Origin of the sequence: Kitasatospora phosalacinea (genome assembly GCF_000716545.1) — a bacterium.
GTDB lineage: Bacteria > Actinomycetota > Actinomycetes > Streptomycetales > Streptomycetaceae > Kitasatospora > Kitasatospora phosalacinea.
The window spans coordinates 1-16,053 of the sequence record NZ_JNWZ01000067.1; the positions used below are offsets into that span (position 1 = coordinate 1).

At 74.2% G+C, this 16,053-nt stretch carries 14 protein-coding genes; 2 read left to right on the forward strand and 12 right to left on the reverse strand.

All coding sequences use genetic code 11. From position 1 onward, the window contains the following. The first annotated feature begins 595 nt into the window (after positions 1 to 595). Positions 596 to 1,039 (forward strand): GNAT family N-acetyltransferase, encoded by a 444-nt coding sequence (locus OO48_RS27390; RefSeq protein ID WP_033221004.1) that lies wholly within the window; start codon positions 596 to 598, stop codon positions 1,037 to 1,039. 197 nt (positions 1,040 to 1,236) lie between these two features. On the opposite strand, the gene OO48_RS27395 is transcribed toward OO48_RS27390, so the two are convergent. From OO48_RS27395 to OO48_RS27445, 11 genes are all read right to left on the reverse strand, one after another. After that, complete coding sequence (locus tag OO48_RS27395; protein WP_033221006.1) at positions 1,237 to 2,025, reverse strand: SDR family oxidoreductase; 789 nt, start codon at positions 2,023 to 2,025, stop codon at positions 1,237 to 1,239. Between the two features lie 83 nt (positions 2,026 to 2,108). Further along, on the reverse strand, positions 2,109 to 2,684 hold the full coding sequence (locus OO48_RS27400) for a TetR/AcrR family transcriptional regulator (RefSeq protein ID WP_033221008.1): 576 nt from the start codon (positions 2,682 to 2,684) through the stop codon (positions 2,109 to 2,111). Positions 2,685 to 2,767: 83 nt separating this feature from the next. Next, positions 2,768 to 5,122 (reverse strand): arylsulfatase, encoded by a 2,355-nt coding sequence (locus OO48_RS27405; RefSeq protein WP_033221009.1) that lies wholly within the window; start codon positions 5,120 to 5,122, stop codon positions 2,768 to 2,770. Next, entirely contained in the window at positions 5,119 to 6,756 is a 1,638-nt protein-coding gene (locus tag OO48_RS27410) for a dipeptide ABC transporter ATP-binding protein (RefSeq protein WP_051732915.1), read from the reverse strand. Before OO48_RS27410 ends, OO48_RS27405 begins: the two co-directional genes overlap by 4 nt. A 35-nt stretch (positions 6,757 to 6,791) precedes the next feature. After that, the gene (locus OO48_RS27415) at positions 6,792 to 7,646 is read right to left on the reverse strand and encodes an ABC transporter permease (protein ID WP_033221010.1); all 855 of its coding nucleotides are present in this window, start codon (positions 7,644 to 7,646) and stop codon (positions 6,792 to 6,794) included. A 7-nt stretch (positions 7,647 to 7,653) separates the two neighbouring features. Continuing rightward, the gene (locus OO48_RS27420; RefSeq protein WP_033221011.1) at positions 7,654 to 8,598 is read right to left on the reverse strand and encodes an ABC transporter permease; all 945 of its coding nucleotides are present in this window, start codon (positions 8,596 to 8,598) and stop codon (positions 7,654 to 7,656) included. A 3-nt stretch (positions 8,599 to 8,601) separates the two neighbouring features. Beyond that, complete coding sequence (locus OO48_RS27425; protein ID WP_033221013.1) at positions 8,602 to 10,212, reverse strand: ABC transporter substrate-binding protein; 1,611 nt, start codon at positions 10,210 to 10,212, stop codon at positions 8,602 to 8,604. 53 nt (positions 10,213 to 10,265) lie between these two features. Next, positions 10,266 to 11,537 carry an ROK family protein gene (locus OO48_RS27430; RefSeq protein WP_245194826.1) on the reverse strand — a complete coding sequence of 424 codons (1,272 nt, stop codon included), beginning with the start codon at positions 11,535 to 11,537 and terminating at the stop codon, positions 10,266 to 10,268. Positions 11,538 to 11,571: 34 nt separating this feature from the next. Beyond that, complete coding sequence (locus OO48_RS27435) at positions 11,572 to 12,555, reverse strand: TauD/TfdA dioxygenase family protein (RefSeq protein ID WP_033221015.1); 984 nt, start codon at positions 12,553 to 12,555, stop codon at positions 11,572 to 11,574. Positions 12,556 to 13,043: 488 nt separating this feature from the next. Further along, positions 13,044 to 13,259, reverse strand: coding sequence for a hypothetical protein (locus tag OO48_RS27440; protein ID WP_033221017.1), 216 nt, complete (start codon positions 13,257 to 13,259; stop codon positions 13,044 to 13,046). 201 nt (positions 13,260 to 13,460) lie between these two features. Next, complete coding sequence (locus tag OO48_RS27445) at positions 13,461 to 14,039, reverse strand: dihydrofolate reductase family protein (protein WP_033221019.1); 579 nt, start codon at positions 14,037 to 14,039, stop codon at positions 13,461 to 13,463. Positions 14,040 to 14,134: 95 nt separating this feature from the next. Here OO48_RS27445 and OO48_RS27450 point away from each other — a divergent pair, with 95 nt between their 5' ends. Continuing rightward, the gene (locus OO48_RS27450; RefSeq protein WP_033221021.1) at positions 14,135 to 14,728 is read left to right on the forward strand and encodes a TetR/AcrR family transcriptional regulator; all 594 of its coding nucleotides are present in this window, start codon (positions 14,135 to 14,137) and stop codon (positions 14,726 to 14,728) included. 40 nt (positions 14,729 to 14,768) lie between these two features. On the opposite strand, the gene OO48_RS27455 is transcribed toward OO48_RS27450, so the two are convergent. Further along, the gene (locus tag OO48_RS27455) at positions 14,769 to 16,052 is read right to left on the reverse strand and encodes an SUKH-4 family immunity protein (protein ID WP_033221023.1); all 1,284 of its coding nucleotides are present in this window, start codon (positions 16,050 to 16,052) and stop codon (positions 14,769 to 14,771) included. Between the last annotated feature and the right edge of the window lies 1 nt (position 16,053).

Below are 16,053 nucleotides of genomic sequence, written 5' to 3' on the forward strand. Positions count from 1 at the left end.
GGGCGGGCCGGGCCATGCGGGCTCCTTCGGATCGGCGGGGAGAGGGCTGCGCGGGTGGCCGCGGGTCGGGCGCGAGGTGTTCGGCGGGGTGGAGGGCGGCGTCACCGTGCCGCCCGGGCTCCGGCGGGGGAGGAGTGGACGAACGGTGTGCCCTCGGTGCGGGCGGCGCGGACGGACGGCGCGGGCGGACGTCAGCCGTCGGCCGTGGTGGCGCGTCGGTGGGGCGGCCCGTGGTGGCCGCGGCGACGGCGGGGAAGAGGTGCACGCATGCCGGCTCCGGGTGGGGGAGGTGAACGGGCAGCGGTGCGAGGGAGTGGTCCATACCATGGTGGATGCCGCCGGTCCGCGTCAAGGGGACGCAAAGACCGCTTCCGGCCCGCCGAGGCGCTCGTGCGGGCCGGAAGTCGACGCCGGGTCAGTTGCCGTGGGGCGCCGGGAGTTCGAGGGGCGGGGCGGAGTGAACAGGCGGAGCGTCAGAAACCGATCGGGGTGCGGTCGCGGCTCGGAGTGGGGCTCGGGGCCGGGCCCGGTGCCGTCAAGGGGGCCCGGGGAAACCGGTGGTCCGTGCTCCGTTTCGCCTGGTAGAAACGTGCGCATGAGCGAGTACGAACTGCGGGCCGCGCGCCCCGAGGACATCGACGCCGTGCTGGCCTTCTGGGCCGAGGCCGCCGAGGGCACCAGCATCAGCGACGACCGGGCGGGCGTGGCCCGGCTGCTGGAGCGCGACCCGCGGGCGCTGATCCTGGCCGAGCGCGAAGGCGCGGTCCTCGGGACCGTCATCGCCGGCTGGGACGGCTGGCGCTGCCACCTCTACCGCCTCGCCGTCCACCCCGCCGCCCGCCGCCGGGGCATCGGCACCGCCCTGCTCGACGCCGCCCACGCCCGCTTCGCCGAGGCCGGCGGCCGCCGGGTCGACGCCATGGTCCTGGAGCACAACGAGCTCGGCCAGTCCGCCTGGAAGGCCGCCGGCTACGGCCGCGAGGACCAGTGGCGCCGCTGGACCAGGCCGCTGGACGTCACCGCCCGACCGGCCTCGTGACGGCCGCGGCCGACGGCCCGTCGCGCGTCCCGCCCGACGAACTGCGCCCGGCGGTCGGCCTGTTGGCGCGCGGCCCGGAGGCCGCCGAGCCGGACCGCGCGGTGGGGCACCACCCGGCGCGGCCGGCTGACGTCCTGCGGGCCCTCGGCCACCGGGGCCCGGCGTAGGCCCCGCCGGATCGGGCGCCGGGCCGCGGCTCAGGCCGCCTTGAGGGTGCCGCCGTCGATGACGTGGTCGGCGCCGTGGATGTTGGCGGCGCGGTCGGAGAGCAGGAAGACCACCAGGTCGGCGACCTCCTCGGGGGTGGTCAGGCGGCCGGAGGAGCTGCCGATCCAGGCGGGGAGGCCGGCCAGCAGCTCCTCGTGCGGGAGGCCGAGGGATTCGGCGACCCGGCCGCCGTAGCCGGCCGGGTCGGTCCACATGGCGGTGGCGGTGGGGCCGGGGGAGACGGTGTTGACGCGGACGCCGCGCGGGGCCAGCTCCTCGCTGAGGCGCTTGCCGAACTGGGTGAGCGCGGCCTTGGCCTCCGCGTAGCCGACCGGGGAGCCGACGGGGGTGCGGCCGTTGATGGACGAGACGTTGACGATGGCCCCGCCCCGTTCCAGCAGGCTCGGCAGGGCGGCCCGGGTGGTGCGCACCGCGCTGAACAGGTTGAGCTCCAGCAGCGCCTCCCACTGCTCGTCGGGGGCGTCCAGCACGGTGCCCATCACCAGCTTGTCGGCGTCGCCCGCGCCGACGTTGTTGACCAGCAGGTCGATCCCGCCGACCGCGTCCAGGGCCTGCCGGACGGCCTCGGCCGCGCCCTGCGGGGTGCCCAGGTCGACCAGGGCGACGGCCGCCGCGACCTCGGCCAGTTCGGGGCTCGCGGTGCGGGTGGCCCCGACCACCTCGACGCCCTCGGCGGCGAGGGCGCGGGCGACGGCCAGGCCGATGCCGCGTCCGGCGCCGGTGACCAGGGCGGTGCGCCCGTCGAGTCCGAGATCCATGGCAGTCCTCATTCCGAATGGTTTTTGAATCAGAGGTCAAATATGTGGGCGTGCTGCGCCCGGGGCGGGCGGAGCAGGGGGTTTCAGAGGCCGGCGAGGGCGGTGTCGATGGCCGCGTGCACCGTCTCCCGGTCGAAGATCCGGGCCGTGACCCGGAGGCCGGCGATGGTCACCATCAGGAAGCGGGCCTGCTCGGCGGCGTCCACCGCGGCGGGCACGTCACCGGCCAGTTTGCCGCGCTCGATCCGGGCGGCCAGCAGGTCCGTGCTGCGTTCCACCGCTCGGCGCACCGCCGCGGTGGCGCCCTCGTCGCGCCCGCCGAGCTCCAGCGCGGTGTTGACGGCCAGGCAGCCGCGCCGCACCGGGGCGTCGAAGTCCACGTCGACCAGCAGCCGCAGGTAGGCGCGGATGCGCTCCTTCGTGCTGCCGGGGGCGGAGAGGAACTCCTCGGTGAACTCGGCGCCGGCCCGGTCGTACGTGTCCAGCGCCCGTCCGAACAGCTCCCGCTTGGAGCCGAAGGCGTGGTACAGGCTGCCCTTGCCGATGCCGGCGGCCTCCGCCAGCTCGGCCGGGGAGGACCCGGCGTAGCCGTTGGTCCAGAACACCTCCATCGCCCGTGCGACGGCGGCTTCCTCGTCGAACTGCTTCGGCCTCCCCATGCGTCTGACGGTACGGCATATTTGACCGGAAGGTCAACAACCTTGCGGCTGCCGACCTCCCGGCCCCGGGCCCTCCGGCCGGACTACTCGAAGGCCGCCGCCGCCTCCCGCAGCGCCCGCACCACCGTCTCCGGGTCGTACGGCGCGGCCGGGCCCGGCAGGTAGGTCACCGAGCGCAGCGCGCCGGTGTAGCGGAAGGAGCGGTGGCGCTCCCACAGCGGCCAGGACACCGGCGACTTGCGGTCGACGCCGACGCTGATGCCCTGGAACGGGGCCATCCCGATCAGCTGGTGCACCGGCCCGAGCGCGCCCGTCACCACCCCGTCCACCCGCACCTCGAACTGCCACTTCAGGTCGGCCACCGCGGTCGCCTCCAGCGCCACCAGGTGCGCCCCGGGCGGCAGTTCGCCCGCGTCGGCCTCGAACAGCTCGCCGTACTGGTTGTACGCCAGGCGCAGCCGCCCGTCCTCCACGTACAGGCTGTAGCCGCCGCCCTGGTCGCCGTGCGAGAGCAGCACGCCCTGGTCGTCGGCGCCGTGGTGGTCGAGCGCCGCCTCCGCCGTGAAGGAGCGGAACGCCACCAGCCGGGAGGAGCGGTAGCGCTCCAGCTCCGGCGTCCCGGCCAGCAGGGTGACCGGGCGGCGCAGCGCCTCCTCCTCCGGGTTGCGCAGCACGAACGCGCCGGAGGTGTCGGAGAGCGGGAAGACCCCGTTGCGCCAGGCCGCGTCCTCCCAGGCCTGCGACAACTCCTTGACCAGCTCCGGGTGTTCGGCGGCCAAGTCGTGGATCTCGGTCGGGTCGGTGCGCAGGTCGTACAGTGCCCACTCGCCGTCGTCGTAGGGCGCGCCGGGCCGGTGCAGCGTCACCAGCTTCCAGCCGTCCCGGTAGTACGAGCGGTTGCCGGTCATCTCGCAGTACTGCTCGTGGTGGGTGGACGGCGCGTCGGCGGCCCGCAGCACGGACGCGAACGAGACCCCGTCCAGCTCCTGCACCGGGTGGCCGCCGCGCTCCGACGGCCGCCGCACGCCCGTGAGTTCCAGTAGCGTGGGCAGCAGGTCGGTGACGTACTGGTACTGGCCGCGCACCCCGTCGTCGCCCGCCGCGCGCGGCAGTCCGGCGGGCCAGGACAGCACGAACGGCACCCGCACGCCGCCCGCGTAGGTCTGGCCCTTGTACAGCCGGAACGGCGTGTTCGAGGCCATGCCCCAGCCGCGCGGGTAGTGCACCAGCGACTGCGGGCCGCCGATCAGGTCGATCTCCCGCTGCACGTCCGGGTTCCAGTCGGCGGGCAGGTTCGGGTGGTGGACGAAGCGGCTGAAGTAGCTGCGGGTGCCCTCCGCGCCGCCCTCGCCGGTGCCGCCGTTGTCGGAGGTGAACACCACGATGGTGTTGTCGAGTTCGCCCAACTGCTCCAGCACGTCGGTCAGCCGGCCCAGGTTCCGGTCGACGTTGTCGACCATGGCGGCGTACACCTCCATGTAGCGGGCGTACAACTTGCGCTGCACCTCGTCGAGTTCGTCCCACGCCCCGACCTCGTACCCGGCCTCGCCGTTGCGCTCCGGCAGCTCGGTGCCGGGCGGGAAGTGCCCGGCCGCCAGCTGCCGGGCGAAGCGCCGCGCCCGCAGCTCGTCCCAGCCGCCGTCGTAGCGGCCCCGGTGCCGGGCCAGGTCCTCCGGCTTGGCCTGCAACGGACCGTGCACCGCGTTGTGCGCCAGGTAGAGGAAGAACGGCTTGTCGGCGTCGTGGGCGCGCAGCGACTTCACCATGCCGATCGCCTGGTCGGTGATGTCGTCGGTGTAGTAGTAGCCGTCCGGGAACTCGTCGATGTCCAGCGGCGAGTTGTCGCGCACCAGTTGGTGGGGGTGGAACAGGCTGGTCAGCCCCTCCAGCACCCCGTAGTACTGGTCGAAGCCCTTCTGCAGCGGCCAGTTGGCGCGGTCGTCGGCCGCCGAGGAGGCGGAGTCCCGGGTCAGGTGCCACTTGCCGACGGCGTACGTCGCGTACCCGGCGTCGTGCAGGGTCTGCGCCAGGGTGGGGATGTCGTCCGCGATCTCCAGCCCGTACCCGGGGAAGCCCGGATCGGCGTTGGCCACGAACGAGTACCCCACCCGGTGCGGGTTCAGGCCGGTCAGCAGCGCCGCCCGGGCCGGCGAGCACAGCGGCATGGTGTGGTAGTTGGCGAGCTTCACGCCCCGCTCGGCCAGGCCGTCCAGGGTCGGCGTCGGCACCTCCGAGCCGAACGGGCCGATGTCGCTGTAGCCCAGGTCGTCCACCAGCACCACCACCACGTTCGGCGCCCCCTCGCGCGGGCGCACCCGGCACGGCCAGGACGGCACCGACTCGCCGAACGTCCGCCCCACCCGCCCGGGGAAGCCCGCGTACGGGTCGCGGCGGTGGCCGGTGCCGGCGGTCCCGGTCGGCTCGGTCGGTTCGGTCACAGCAGGCTCCCGGCGGTAGGGGTGGGAAGGGACGGGACGGCCGCCAACAGCTCGGCCGTGTAAGGGTGTTCGGGGGCGGTGACGACCCGGTCGGCCGGGCCGCTCTCCACGATCCGGCCCCGGTGCAGCACCGCGATCCGGTGGCTGACCTGCCGCACCACCGCCAGGTCGTGCGCGATGAACAGCACCGCCAGGCCCAACTCCCGTTGCAGGCGCGCCAGCAGGTCGATCACCTGGGCCTGGATCGACACGTCCAGCGCCGACACCGGCTCGTCGCAGACCAGCACGCTCGGCTCGGGCGCCAGCGCCCGGGCGATGCCGATCCGCTGCCGCTGGCCGCCGGAGAACTCGCGCGGCGAACGGGCCGCCGCCGACGCCTCCAGGCCCACCTGCTCCAGCAGTTCGGCCACCCGGGCCTGCCGCTGCGCCCGGTCGCCGACCCGGTGCGCGATCAGCGGCTCGGCGATGATCCGGCCCACCGTCAGCCGCGGGTTCAGCGAGGCGTACGGGTCCTGGAAGACCATCTGGATCTCCCGCCTGGCCCGGCGGCCGTCCAGCGGCTGCCCGGCGAAGCTGATGCCGCCCGCGTCGGGCGCGTGCGCGCCCACCAGCGCCCGGGCCAGCGTCGACTTCCCCGAACCGGACTCGCCGACCAGGCCCAGCGTCTCGCCCGGGTGCAGCTCCAGGTCCACCGACTCCAACGCGGCGTTCCGCCGCCGGCGCGGGCCGTAGCCCTTCGCCAAGCCCCGCACCACCAGCAGCGGTTCGGCGCCGGGGGTGCTGTTCGCGGCCGCCCGGGACGGGGCGTCCAGGCGCGGGACGGCCGCCAGCAGGGTCCTGGTGTAGGAGTGCCGGGGGGCCGTCAGGAGGAGCGTCGTGGCACCCTGCTCGACCACCTCGCCGTCGCGCATCACCAGCAGCCGGGAGCAGGTCTCGGCGATCACGCCCAGGTCGTGGCTGATCACCACCAGCGCGGTGCCGCGCTCCCGGTTGATCCGGGCCAGCAGGCGCAGGATCTGCCGCTGCACGGTCGGGTCCAGCGCGGTGGTCGGCTCGTCCGCGACCAGCACCTGGGCGTCGTGCGCCAGCGCCAGGGCGATCATGATGCGCTGGCGCTGGCCGCCGGAGAACTGGTGCGGGAAGTCGCCCAGCCGGGAGGCCGCCTTCGGCACGCCCACCAGCTCCAGCAACTCCACCGCGCGGGAAGCCCGTTCGGCCTTCGGCCGACGCTCGCCGTGCGCCCGCAGCGCCTCGTCCAGCTGGCGGCCCACCGACAGCACCGGGTTCAGCGAGGACATCGGATCCTGGAAGATCATCGCGATCCGCTTGCCGCGCACCGCCCGCAGCGCCTCCTCGGGCAGCGCGGCCAGGTCCCGGCCGTCCAACTCCACCGACCCGCCGGTGATCCGGCCCCCGGCGGGCAGCATCCGCAGCAGCGCCAGCGCCGTCGTCGACTTGCCCGACCCGGACTCGCCGACGATCCCCAGGCTCTCCCCGGCCCCCAGCGCGAAGTCCACACCGCGCACCGCCGCCCGCTCCCCGAAGGACACGTGCAGCTCGCGCACCCGCAGCAACTCGGCCGTGGGGGAGGGGGGTTGCTCCACCAGCGGAGGACGGTCGATCAGTTCGGTCATCGTGCGGCCCTCCGGTTCGGGTCGGGTTCCCGTGCTCATGAGCGCGCCCCCCGGTTCAGCGCCTCGGCCAGCAGGGTGAAGCCGAGGACGAGCGCGGTGGTGACGGCCAGCGGGGCGGCGGCCAGCAGCGGGTCGGTGTCCAGGTAGGCGACCGAGCCGCTGATCAGGCTGCCCAGGGTGGGTTGCGGCGGGCGCACGCCCAGGCCGAGGAAGCTGAGCGCGCCCTCGATGAAGACGCCCACCGACAGGGCGACCGCGCCCTGCACGATCAGCGGGTCCACCGCGTTCGGCAGCACGTGCCGCAGCAGCACCCGGGCCCGGCCCGCGCCGCCGACCCGGGCGGCCAGCGCGTACTCGCGCTCCCGCTGCACCAGCACGCCCGCCCGCAACTGCCGCCCGAAGTACGGAACTTCGGCCAGCGCGATGATGATCACCACCGGCCAGCGGCCCGGCCCGAGGATCGCCGTCACCGCCAGGCCGAGGATCAGCCCCGGGAAGGACAGCACCAGGTCGAACAGCCGCTGCACCACCAGGTCGGCGGCCCGCGAGGTGGCCGCCAGCAGGGCCAGCGCTGCGCCGATCAGCGCGCCCGCCGGGACGGCCGTCAGGATGATCGACAGGTCGGTGAGGATGCCGTGCAGGATCCGGCTGAGCAGGTCCCGACCGATGTCGTCGGTGCCCAGCGGGTGCGCCCCGCTCGGCCCGGCCAGCGCCTGCGCGCCCTGCGCGTCCGGGTCGGCGTCGGTCAGCCACGGCGCCAGCAGCCCGGCCAGCGCCACCACCCCGACCAGGACCAGCCCGGTCACGCCCCGCCAGGTCAGCAGCCCGGCGACGTAGCGGTTGCGCGGCCGCAGGAGCGGCGCGGAAGAGGGAAGGGAAAGCGTGGTCATCGTGTCATCACTCCCACCGCACGCGCGGGTCGAGCCAGGAGTACAGCAGGTCGGTGAGCAGTTGCACGGCCACGTAGCCGGCCACCACCAGCAGCAGCAGGTCCTGCACCACCGGGTAGTCCCGGCGCGACACGCCCTGCTCGATCAGCTGGCCCAGGCCCGGCCAGGCGAAGATCCGTTCCACCACCACCGCGCCGGCGATCAGCTGCCCGATCTGCAGGCCCAGCACGGTGACGGCGGACGGCAGCGCGTTCGGCAGCGCGTGCCGCCACAGGATCCGGCGGCGGGAGACCCCCAGCGCCGTCGCGTTGCGCACGTAGTCCTCGCCCAGCGCCCGCTCCAGCCCGTCCTGCAGGTAGCGGGCCAGGATCGCCGCGCTCGGCAGCGCCAGGCACAGCGCCGGCAGCGCCAGGTACTGCACCGCCAGGTCCGGCGCGTCGAACAGCGAGGCGTGCCCGCCGGCCGGCAGCAGGCCCAGGCCCACCGCGAACACCAGCACCAGCAGCACGCCGGTGACGAACGGCGGCACCGCCAGCGCCCCGGTGGTCAGCGCCCGCAGCGCCCCCGCCAGCGGCCGCCGCCGCCCCGACGCCGCGTACAGCGCCGTCGGCACGGCCAGCACCACCACCAGCAGCAGCGCGGCGAGCGTGAGCTGGAAGGTCGCGGCCAGGCCGTCCCCGATCAGCTCGGACACCTGCCCGCCGATCGCGTAGCTCGGCCCGAGGTCGCCGGTCAGCACCTGCCCCAGCCAGTGCAGGTACTGCGAGAGCAGCGGCGCGTCCAGCCCCAGCCGCTCGCGGATCGCCGCGACGGTGGCCGGCGAGGCGTCCGGGCCCGCCAGCGTGGTCGCCGGGTCGCCCGGGATCAGCCGCAGCATCAGGAACACCGTGAACGAGGCGGCCACCAGCACCGCCAGCCCGCTCGGCAGCCGTTTGAACAGGAAGGTCCGCACGGCTCAGCCCGCCAGGTACGCGTCGTCGAGGTTCAGGTACGAGTACTTGTTCAGCGTCACGCCGCGCACCTGCGCGCCCGCGACCTCCACCAGCCCGGCGATCGCCAGGTCGACGATGAACTGCTCGTCCAGCAGGATGTCCGTGACCTGCTGGTACAGCGCCTTCGCCTCCGGGCTGTCCGCGTCCGAGCGGTTCCAGGCCCTCTGCACCGCCTCGGTGTACGCCGGGGAGGAGAACTTCGAGGTGTTCTTCGCCTCGTTGAACGGGTACGCGCTGACCGCCAGCGTCGCCGGGTGCGCCTGCGAGAAGCTGTGGCTGAGCGTCCACAGCGCCGGCATGGACTGCGAGATCAGCTGCTTCTGCATGGTCGGCGAGTCCACCGGCTGCAACTGCACCTCGATCCCGACCTGCTTCAGGTCGTACTGGAGGATCTGCGCGACCGCCGTCGACCCGGCGTCCGACTGGTGCGCCAGCGGCAGCGACAGCGAGGTCACCCCCGCCTCCTTCAGCAGCGCCTTCGCCTTCTCCGGGTCGTGGTGGTACCGCTTCGCGTCCTCCTCCCGGTACGCCGGCGAGGACTTCGGCCACGGCACCGAGGAGACCGTCGCGTACCCGCCCAGCGCCTGCTGCACCAGCCGGTCCCGGTCGATCGCCCAGGCGATGGCCTGGCGCACCCGCTTGTCCTGCACCTCCGGGAAGGACAGGTTCGCGCCGATGTAGAACGCGCCCGCGCCGGTGTCGTACTGGGTGATCCGGAAGCGCTTGTCGTCCTTGAGCGTCGCCACGTCCTTGCCGCGCACCGCGTACGTCAGGTGGGTCTGCCCGGTCTTCACCGAGGACAGCAGCGTCTCCGCCTGCGGGATCACCTTGATCTCCACCCCGTCCAGGTACGGCCGGCCCGGGTTCCAGTACTTCTCGTTGCGGGCGAAGCTCAGCGAGGAGCCCGGCTTGCGCTCGGTGAAGGTGAACGGGCCGGTGCCGATCAGCTTGGTGCCCGCCACCGCGTCCTCGACCGACTCCGAATCGGGGACGATCATGAACTCGAAGAGGTCGAACAGGTTGGACACCGGGTGCGCCAGCACCAGCGTCAGCTCGAAGTCGCCGTTCTTGCGGAAGTCCGTCACGGTCAGCGCCGTCGACCTCAACTGGGCCGAACGCACCGGGTTCTGCAGGTTCTTGACGGCGAACACCACGTCGTCCGCGGTGAACTTCCGCCCGCTGTGGAAGGTGACGTCCTCACGCAGCTTCAGCGTCACGCTCAGCCCGTCCGGCGCCACCTCCCAGCTCTTCGCCAGCTCCGGCTGCGGGCGCAACTGCTCGTCGTAGCGGGTCAGCGTGTTGAACACCAGCCGCTGCAGCAGCGAGTTGGCGCTCTGCGCGAACAGCAGGGCCGGCGTGAAGTCGACCCCGACACCCACCGTCAGCACCCCGCCCCGGCGCGGCGAGGCCGCACCGCCCGACGCCGCGTCCGCCCCCGGCGAGGAGTCCGCCGCCGAACGGCAGGCCGACAGCGCCAGCAGACCGGCGCCCGCGAGGGAGCCGCGCAGCAGCGCACGGCGCGAGATCGCGGGCAGGGAGAGCGGGCCACCGGAGCCGGCGGAGAACGCGTTCATCGTCAACAGTCCTTCGAGAGAAGAGAATTCGGGAAAGAAGGGGAAGGGAGGGGTCACAGGCCCGGCAGCGGACGGGCGTACAGCTCGCCCAGCACCGGCGCGCAGGCCGCCACCGCCAGCGCGTCCGCGCCGAAGCGCTGCGCGACCAGCAGCGAGGCGTCCCGGTGCAGGTGCGAACGGAGCGCGAACTCCGCGCGCACCGCGTCCAGGTAGACCGGGTCGGCCAGCGCGAAGGTCTCGGTCAGCACCAGCAGGTCCGGGTTGACCACGTCGGCGAGCAGGGCCAGCGCCCCGCCCACCACCCGGGCCCGCTCCCGCACCAGTGCGTCGGCCCGCGGATCGCCGGAGCGGACGGCCGCCAGCAGCAGCCCCCGGTCCGGCCGGGCGATCACACCCTGCGCGGCGGCCGCCTCGAACAGCGTGTCGTCCGAGGCCGCCGCCGACAGGCAGCCGCTGCGGCCGCAGTGACATCGCGCCGTACTGCCCGGCACCGGCAGGTGCCCGCCGTCACCGGTCACCGACGGCGGACCCTGGTGCACCGTCCCGGCCACCGAGATGGACGCGTCCACCACGTGGCCCACGAACAGCTGCACCATCGAACGCCGGGCCGCCGGGTCGCCGAACAGCACCTCCGCCGCGGCCAGCGCCCGGGCGTGGTTGTCCACCCGCACCGGCAGCCCCGTCGCCTGCTCCAGCAGCTCCCGCAACGGCACCTCCCGCCAGCCCAGCGGCTCGTGACGCACCGTCACCCCGCGCTCGGCGTCCACCGCCCCGCCGGTCACCGCGCCCAGCCCCAGCACCCGCCGGCCGCTCCCGGCCGACGCCGACGCCGCCGCGGCCAGCAGCCGCGGCAGCCGGGCCAGCAGCGGCTTCAGCACCGCCGACCCGCGCCGCCCGCCGTTCGGCAGCTCCTGCCGGAACAGCACCCGGCCGCGCAGGTCCAGCAGCGCGAAGGTGCTGTACGGCAGGCCCACGTGCAGCCCGGCCACCGCCAGGCGCTCGGTGTCCACCTCCAGCGGCAGCTGCGGACGGCCCCGCACCCCCGGCGCCCCCACCGCCAACTCCGGCCGCTCCGACAGCAGTTCGAGCCGCAGCAGATCCACCACCTGGCGGGACACCGCCGCCGCGCTCAGCCCCGTCAGCCGGGCCACCGCACTGCGCGCCACCGGCCCGTGGTCCAGCACCGCCCGCAGCACGGTGGCCGCGTTCGCCTCCCGCCGGTCGTCCCCGGGCCGGAACGCGGAGCGCGGCGCCGGGCGCGGGGCGAGGTGTGGCACAGGACGCGGCGCGGGAACGCCGGCGCTGCTGCGGGCGGTGCCGTTCACGGATTCGACTCCTCTGCGGTGGTGGGCGGTTCGGTCAGGAGACGGGGCCGGCCAGCGCCTCGGCCTCCAGCTCGACCGCCGGGACCAGGCCCGCCACCCGCGGCGGGTCGGCCGGCTCCAGCAGCCGGCTCGGCCGCCCGTCCACGCCCACCGGCAGGTCGCCGTCCAGGGTGATCCGGCGCACCAGGCGCGGCTCGTCGCCGTAGTCGTTCACCGCGTAGTGCTGGGTGGCCCGGTTGTCCCAGATCGCCACGTCGCCGACCTGCCAGTCCCAGCGCACGCTGTTCTCCAGCCGCTCCACGTACCGCTGGAACAGCTCGATCAGCGCCCGGCTGTCCTTGCCCGACACCCCGACGATCTTCTGCGCGAACGACCCCAGCAGCAGGTGCTTCTCACCCGTCACCGGGTGCACCCGCACCAGCGGGTGCTCGGTCTTGAACGCGGTGGACACGAACACCTGCCGGAACAGCTTCGCGACCTCGGCGTTGTCCGCCAACTCCGGTGCCAGCGCCAGGTTCGCGGCGTAGTCGTAGTCGTTGGTGTGCACCGCCCGCAGGCTCTCCGCGAGCGCCTTCAGCGGCGCCGGCAGGTCCTGGTACGCGGCCGCGGTGTTCGCCCACACCGTGCTGCCGCCCGCCGGCGGCAGCTCCAGCGCCCGCAGGATCGACGCCTTCGGGTAGGAGGGCACGAACGTCACGTCGGTGTGCCAGTTGTTCGCCCGCACGCCCTTGGTGGCGTCCAGCTCGAAGATGTACCGGCCGTCCGCGCTGGGCACCGTCGGGTGGAACACCGGCTGGCCCAACAGCCGTGCGAACGCCTCGTGTTCGGCGTCGTCCAGGTGCTGCTGCCCGCGGAAGAACAGCACCTTGTGCTCGTACAGCGCGGCCTCCAGCGCCGCCACCGTCTCGGCCGGCAGGTCGGCCCCCAGCTTGACGTCGTGGACGATCGCGCCGATCCGCCCCGCCGCCGGGGTCAGCCGCAGCGCGGTGGGGGTCAGGGTGGACGTGGAAACGGACATGGTGGGGCTCCTTCGGGGAGACGAGAACGGCGACAGCGGCACGGGGGCCGCCGCAACGGCCGGACACGGCACGGCGTTCGGGCAGCCCGAGGGCGCACCGCCGTGACGCGGGGAGAAGTGGGAACGGAGAGCGGGAAAGGCGCCGTGACTACGCGCAGCGGCGCCGACAACAGCCACCGCGGCGCACGCACGCCGGGGCCGGGCACGACGGACAACAGACGACAACGACGGTACGCATCGGCCCTCCTTCCGGCTCACTGCGACTGGGCTCGGCGCTCATCGTGCTCGGCCCGAACGCCCCCTGTCAATCGCCATAACCCCAGCTGAAAGCGGGTGTTGCGGAGTATTTCGACATGTTGCGGCCCCATGACGACCCCGCGACGAACCCCCGTCGGCCCTTGTCGCCGCACCCGCGCCCCGGCAAAACTTACGGAGCGGAAACAACCCCGCCACCCCCCTGCCCGGCGCCCCCCGCGCCGGGGAGCGCCCTACTGGCCGAGCAGGTGGGCGAAGTCGTTGCCGAGGCCGCCCAGCACCGGGAGCGCGCCCAGGTCCGTGATCGCGCCGACCGGGATGCTGTAGCCCTGGTTGGGAACGGGCGCGGGCGCCTCCTCGGCGGAGGCGGCGGTGGTGACGGCGGGGGAGAGCAGGGCGGCGGCCAGGGCCAGCGTGCTGAGGGCGAGCGTGCTGAGGGCGGTGCGCATGGGGTCGGGTCCTCGGGGTCGGGGGTGTGGCTGACGGTGGTTCAACGCGGTGGTGGCGGGCACGGTGGCGCGGGGTCGTCCGTTCGGCGCACGGGCGAGGGCGAGGGCGAGGGCGCTGCGGGAGCCGGGATGGCGTACGGGAAAGCCCCGCTCGGCGACGGGCCGAACGGGGCTGGGGCGCTGCGGGGGCCGGGGGCGGCACTACCCGGCGGGGCGGTAGGTGGTGACCGTCCCGCCGTGGCTGAAGGTCAGGGTCTCCACCGGGGCGAACGGGCGCGGGCGCAGCGGGCCGGTGAACGCCGGGATTCCGCCACCCGCCACCACCGGGTACCGCTTGAGCACCAACTCGTCGATCTCCGGCAGCAGTTGGCCGGCCAGGTGGCCGCCGCCGCACAGCCAGAGGTCGCCGCTGCCCGGCTGCCGCTTCAGCTCCCGGACCAGGCCCAGCGGGTCGGAGCGCACCAGGCGCACCGCCGGGTCGTCCGTGCCGGGCAGCGAGGAGGAGACCACGTACTGCTCCAGGTGCGGGTACGGGCTGGGGATGCCCGCGTCCAGCCCCGGGCGGTAGGCGCCCAGGCCCATCAGCACCGTGTCGAAGCGGCGGTTGGGGGTGTCGGTCAGGCCGAGCTGCGGGCGGGCCTGCACCGGGATGGTCTCGGGGAACTCGGTCAGCTGGTGCTCCGCCATGTCGGGGGCGGCGGGGTAGAAGTCGTACTCGCCGGACGGGCCGGCGATGAAACCGTCCACGGAGACGGCGACGTAGTACACGAGCTTTCGCATCCAGGAACCTCTTCGGCAGGGGATAGGGACTTCATCCGTAGTACTATGGGTGAAGTGGTAAGACCATAGCACTACGACTGGAGTGGTTACAAGAGATGGCACGCAGCAACCCGGAACGCCGAGCCGCCCTGCTCGACGCCGCGCTCGAAGTCCTCGCCGAGGACGGCGCCCGCGGCCTCACCTTCCGCGCCGTCGACCAGCGCGCCGCCGTCCCCGCCGGCACCGCCTCCAACTACTTCGCCAACCGGGACGCCCTGCTCGCCCAGTGCGCCGACCGCGTCTACGAACGCCTCGAACCCGACGCCGAAACCCTCTCCCGGGGCTTCGAAGGGCCCCGCGACGCCGCCCGGGTCACCGCCCTCATGCACCAGGTGGTCGAGCGCGTCGCCGCCTTCCCCACCGGCTTCCTCGCCCTGCTGGAACTGCGCCTCGCCGCGCTGCGCCGCCCCGAACTGCGCGAGGTCCTCACCCGCCGGATCGGCGCCGACCTCCACTTCAACGCCGACTACCACCACGCCGCCGGGCTGCCCGGCGACACCAGCACCGTCCAGCTGCTGGTCCTCGCCCTCAACTGGCTGATCCTCGAACGGCTCACCCTCCCCGACCTGTTCACCCCCGAACAGCGCGCGGCCCTGGTCGACACACTGGTGGCCCGCCTGCTCGCGGGCGAGAACGCCACCGCGAACTGACGGGCCGCCAGGGGGAGGAGGACGGGCCGCTACGGGCCGGTCAGAGCATGCCGTCCCAGAGCTGCTCGACGATGACGGCCCACCAGTTCTCCGGGTCGTCGAAGACGGTGCCGTCGACGGCGGCCAGGTCGCGCTGGAGGGCGTCGACCACGGTGGCCGCCGCGTACGGGTCGAGGCCGACCAGGGCGGCCCGGCGCTCGGCCAGCAGGGCCAGGCAGCGCAGGTAGGAGCCGAGGTCGGCGTTGAGGTAGCGGCCGGTGCCGTTGTCCGGGTCGACGGCCCAGACCCGGCCGGCGCCCTCGGCGGTGCACTGGACGGCGACCACGGCGTGGCCGTCGGTGCCCAGCGCGACGTACTCGGCGAGCACCGCCCCCGTCTGCTCGGACACCCGCTCGCCGCGGCCGGCCGCCGCCAGGTGGCCCGCCACGTCCGGCAGCCCGGTCAGCAGCTCGAAGAAGCCCGCCACCCGGACCGGGAGCCCCGCCTCCACCAGCGTCCGCCGGGCCGCCTCGGGCAGCGCGGTGGCCGCCACCCCGTCCGCGTCGAAGCGGTGCACCCCCTCGGCGCCGAACCGCCCGGCCAGCCGGGCCCCCAGCTCGGCGTCGCCCTCGGGCCCGGCGGCGGGCACCGCTCGCGGGAACGGCACCCGGTTGGGCCGCGGCGGCACCGGACGGCCCGCCGAACGGAAGGTCGCCTCGGTCGCGTCGGTGAGCGCCCGCACCGCGGCCGCCCGGCGGTCGTAGCGCGGACCGTAGTCGTGCCCGTAGGAGAAGGTGGCCACCGGCAGTTCGGCCAGCAGCACCGCCGCGCAGTAGCCGCCGGGCAGCTCGCACGGCCGCAGGTCGGTGTAGACCGACAGCACGTCCTCCGGTCGCACCCCCTGCTCCTGCAAGGTCCGCCAGGCCCGCACCTCGGGGTGGCCCGTCCCCGGGGCGGAGAGCAGGAACAGGCTCTGCTCCTCGCCCCGCGCGTCCCGGTACGCCAGCACCGCGGAGGCGCCCGGGCCGACCAGCGGCGGACGCGAGGGATCGTACGAACCGGCGCCCAGCTTGTCCCGGTAGAGCTGGACGACCTCCTCCACCGGCACCGAGGGCCAGTGCGTCAACTCGCCGGACTCCCGGTCGACCACCGCGCAGGCGGTGCCGATCTCGGCGGGCGCCCGGCGCGCCCCGGTCTCCGGGTCCGGTTCGGCGGCGGGCAGGACGGGCCACAGGACCCACCCCAGATCGAACTCGTGCACGCCGATCCGGTGCCACTGCTCCTCGGGCTTGGCACCGTTGATCCACTGGTGGGCCGCCTCGATCGCCTGCTCACGGGTCGTCACG

Excerpts from the sequence above, each read along its gene's own strand:
- OO48_RS27390 (WP_033221004.1), top strand. The coding sequence starts at position 596 with ATGAGCGAGTACGAACTGCGGGCCGCGCGCCCCGAGGACATCGACGCC.
- OO48_RS27395 (WP_033221006.1), bottom strand. The coding sequence starts at position 2,025 with ATGGATCTCGGACTCGACGGGCGCACCGCCCTGGTCACCGGCGCCGGA.
- OO48_RS27400 (WP_033221008.1), bottom strand. The coding sequence starts at position 2,684 with ATGGGGAGGCCGAAGCAGTTCGACGAGGAAGCCGCCGTCGCACGGGCG.
- OO48_RS27410 (WP_051732915.1), bottom strand. The coding sequence starts at position 6,756 with ATGACCGAACTGATCGACCGTCCTCCGCTGGTGGAGCAACCCCCCTCC.
- OO48_RS27415 (WP_033221010.1), bottom strand. The coding sequence starts at position 7,646 with ATGACCACGCTTTCCCTTCCCTCTTCCGCGCCGCTCCTGCGGCCGCGC.
- OO48_RS27425 (WP_033221013.1), bottom strand. The coding sequence starts at position 10,212 with ATGAACGCGTTCTCCGCCGGCTCCGGTGGCCCGCTCTCCCTGCCCGCG.
- OO48_RS27435 (WP_033221015.1), bottom strand. The coding sequence starts at position 12,555 with ATGTCCGTTTCCACGTCCACCCTGACCCCCACCGCGCTGCGGCTGACC.
- OO48_RS27440 (WP_033221017.1), bottom strand. The coding sequence starts at position 13,259 with ATGCGCACCGCCCTCAGCACGCTCGCCCTCAGCACGCTGGCCCTGGCC.
- OO48_RS27445 (WP_033221019.1), bottom strand. The coding sequence starts at position 14,039 with ATGCGAAAGCTCGTGTACTACGTCGCCGTCTCCGTGGACGGTTTCATC.
- OO48_RS27450 (WP_033221021.1), top strand. The coding sequence starts at position 14,135 with ATGGCACGCAGCAACCCGGAACGCCGAGCCGCCCTGCTCGACGCCGCG.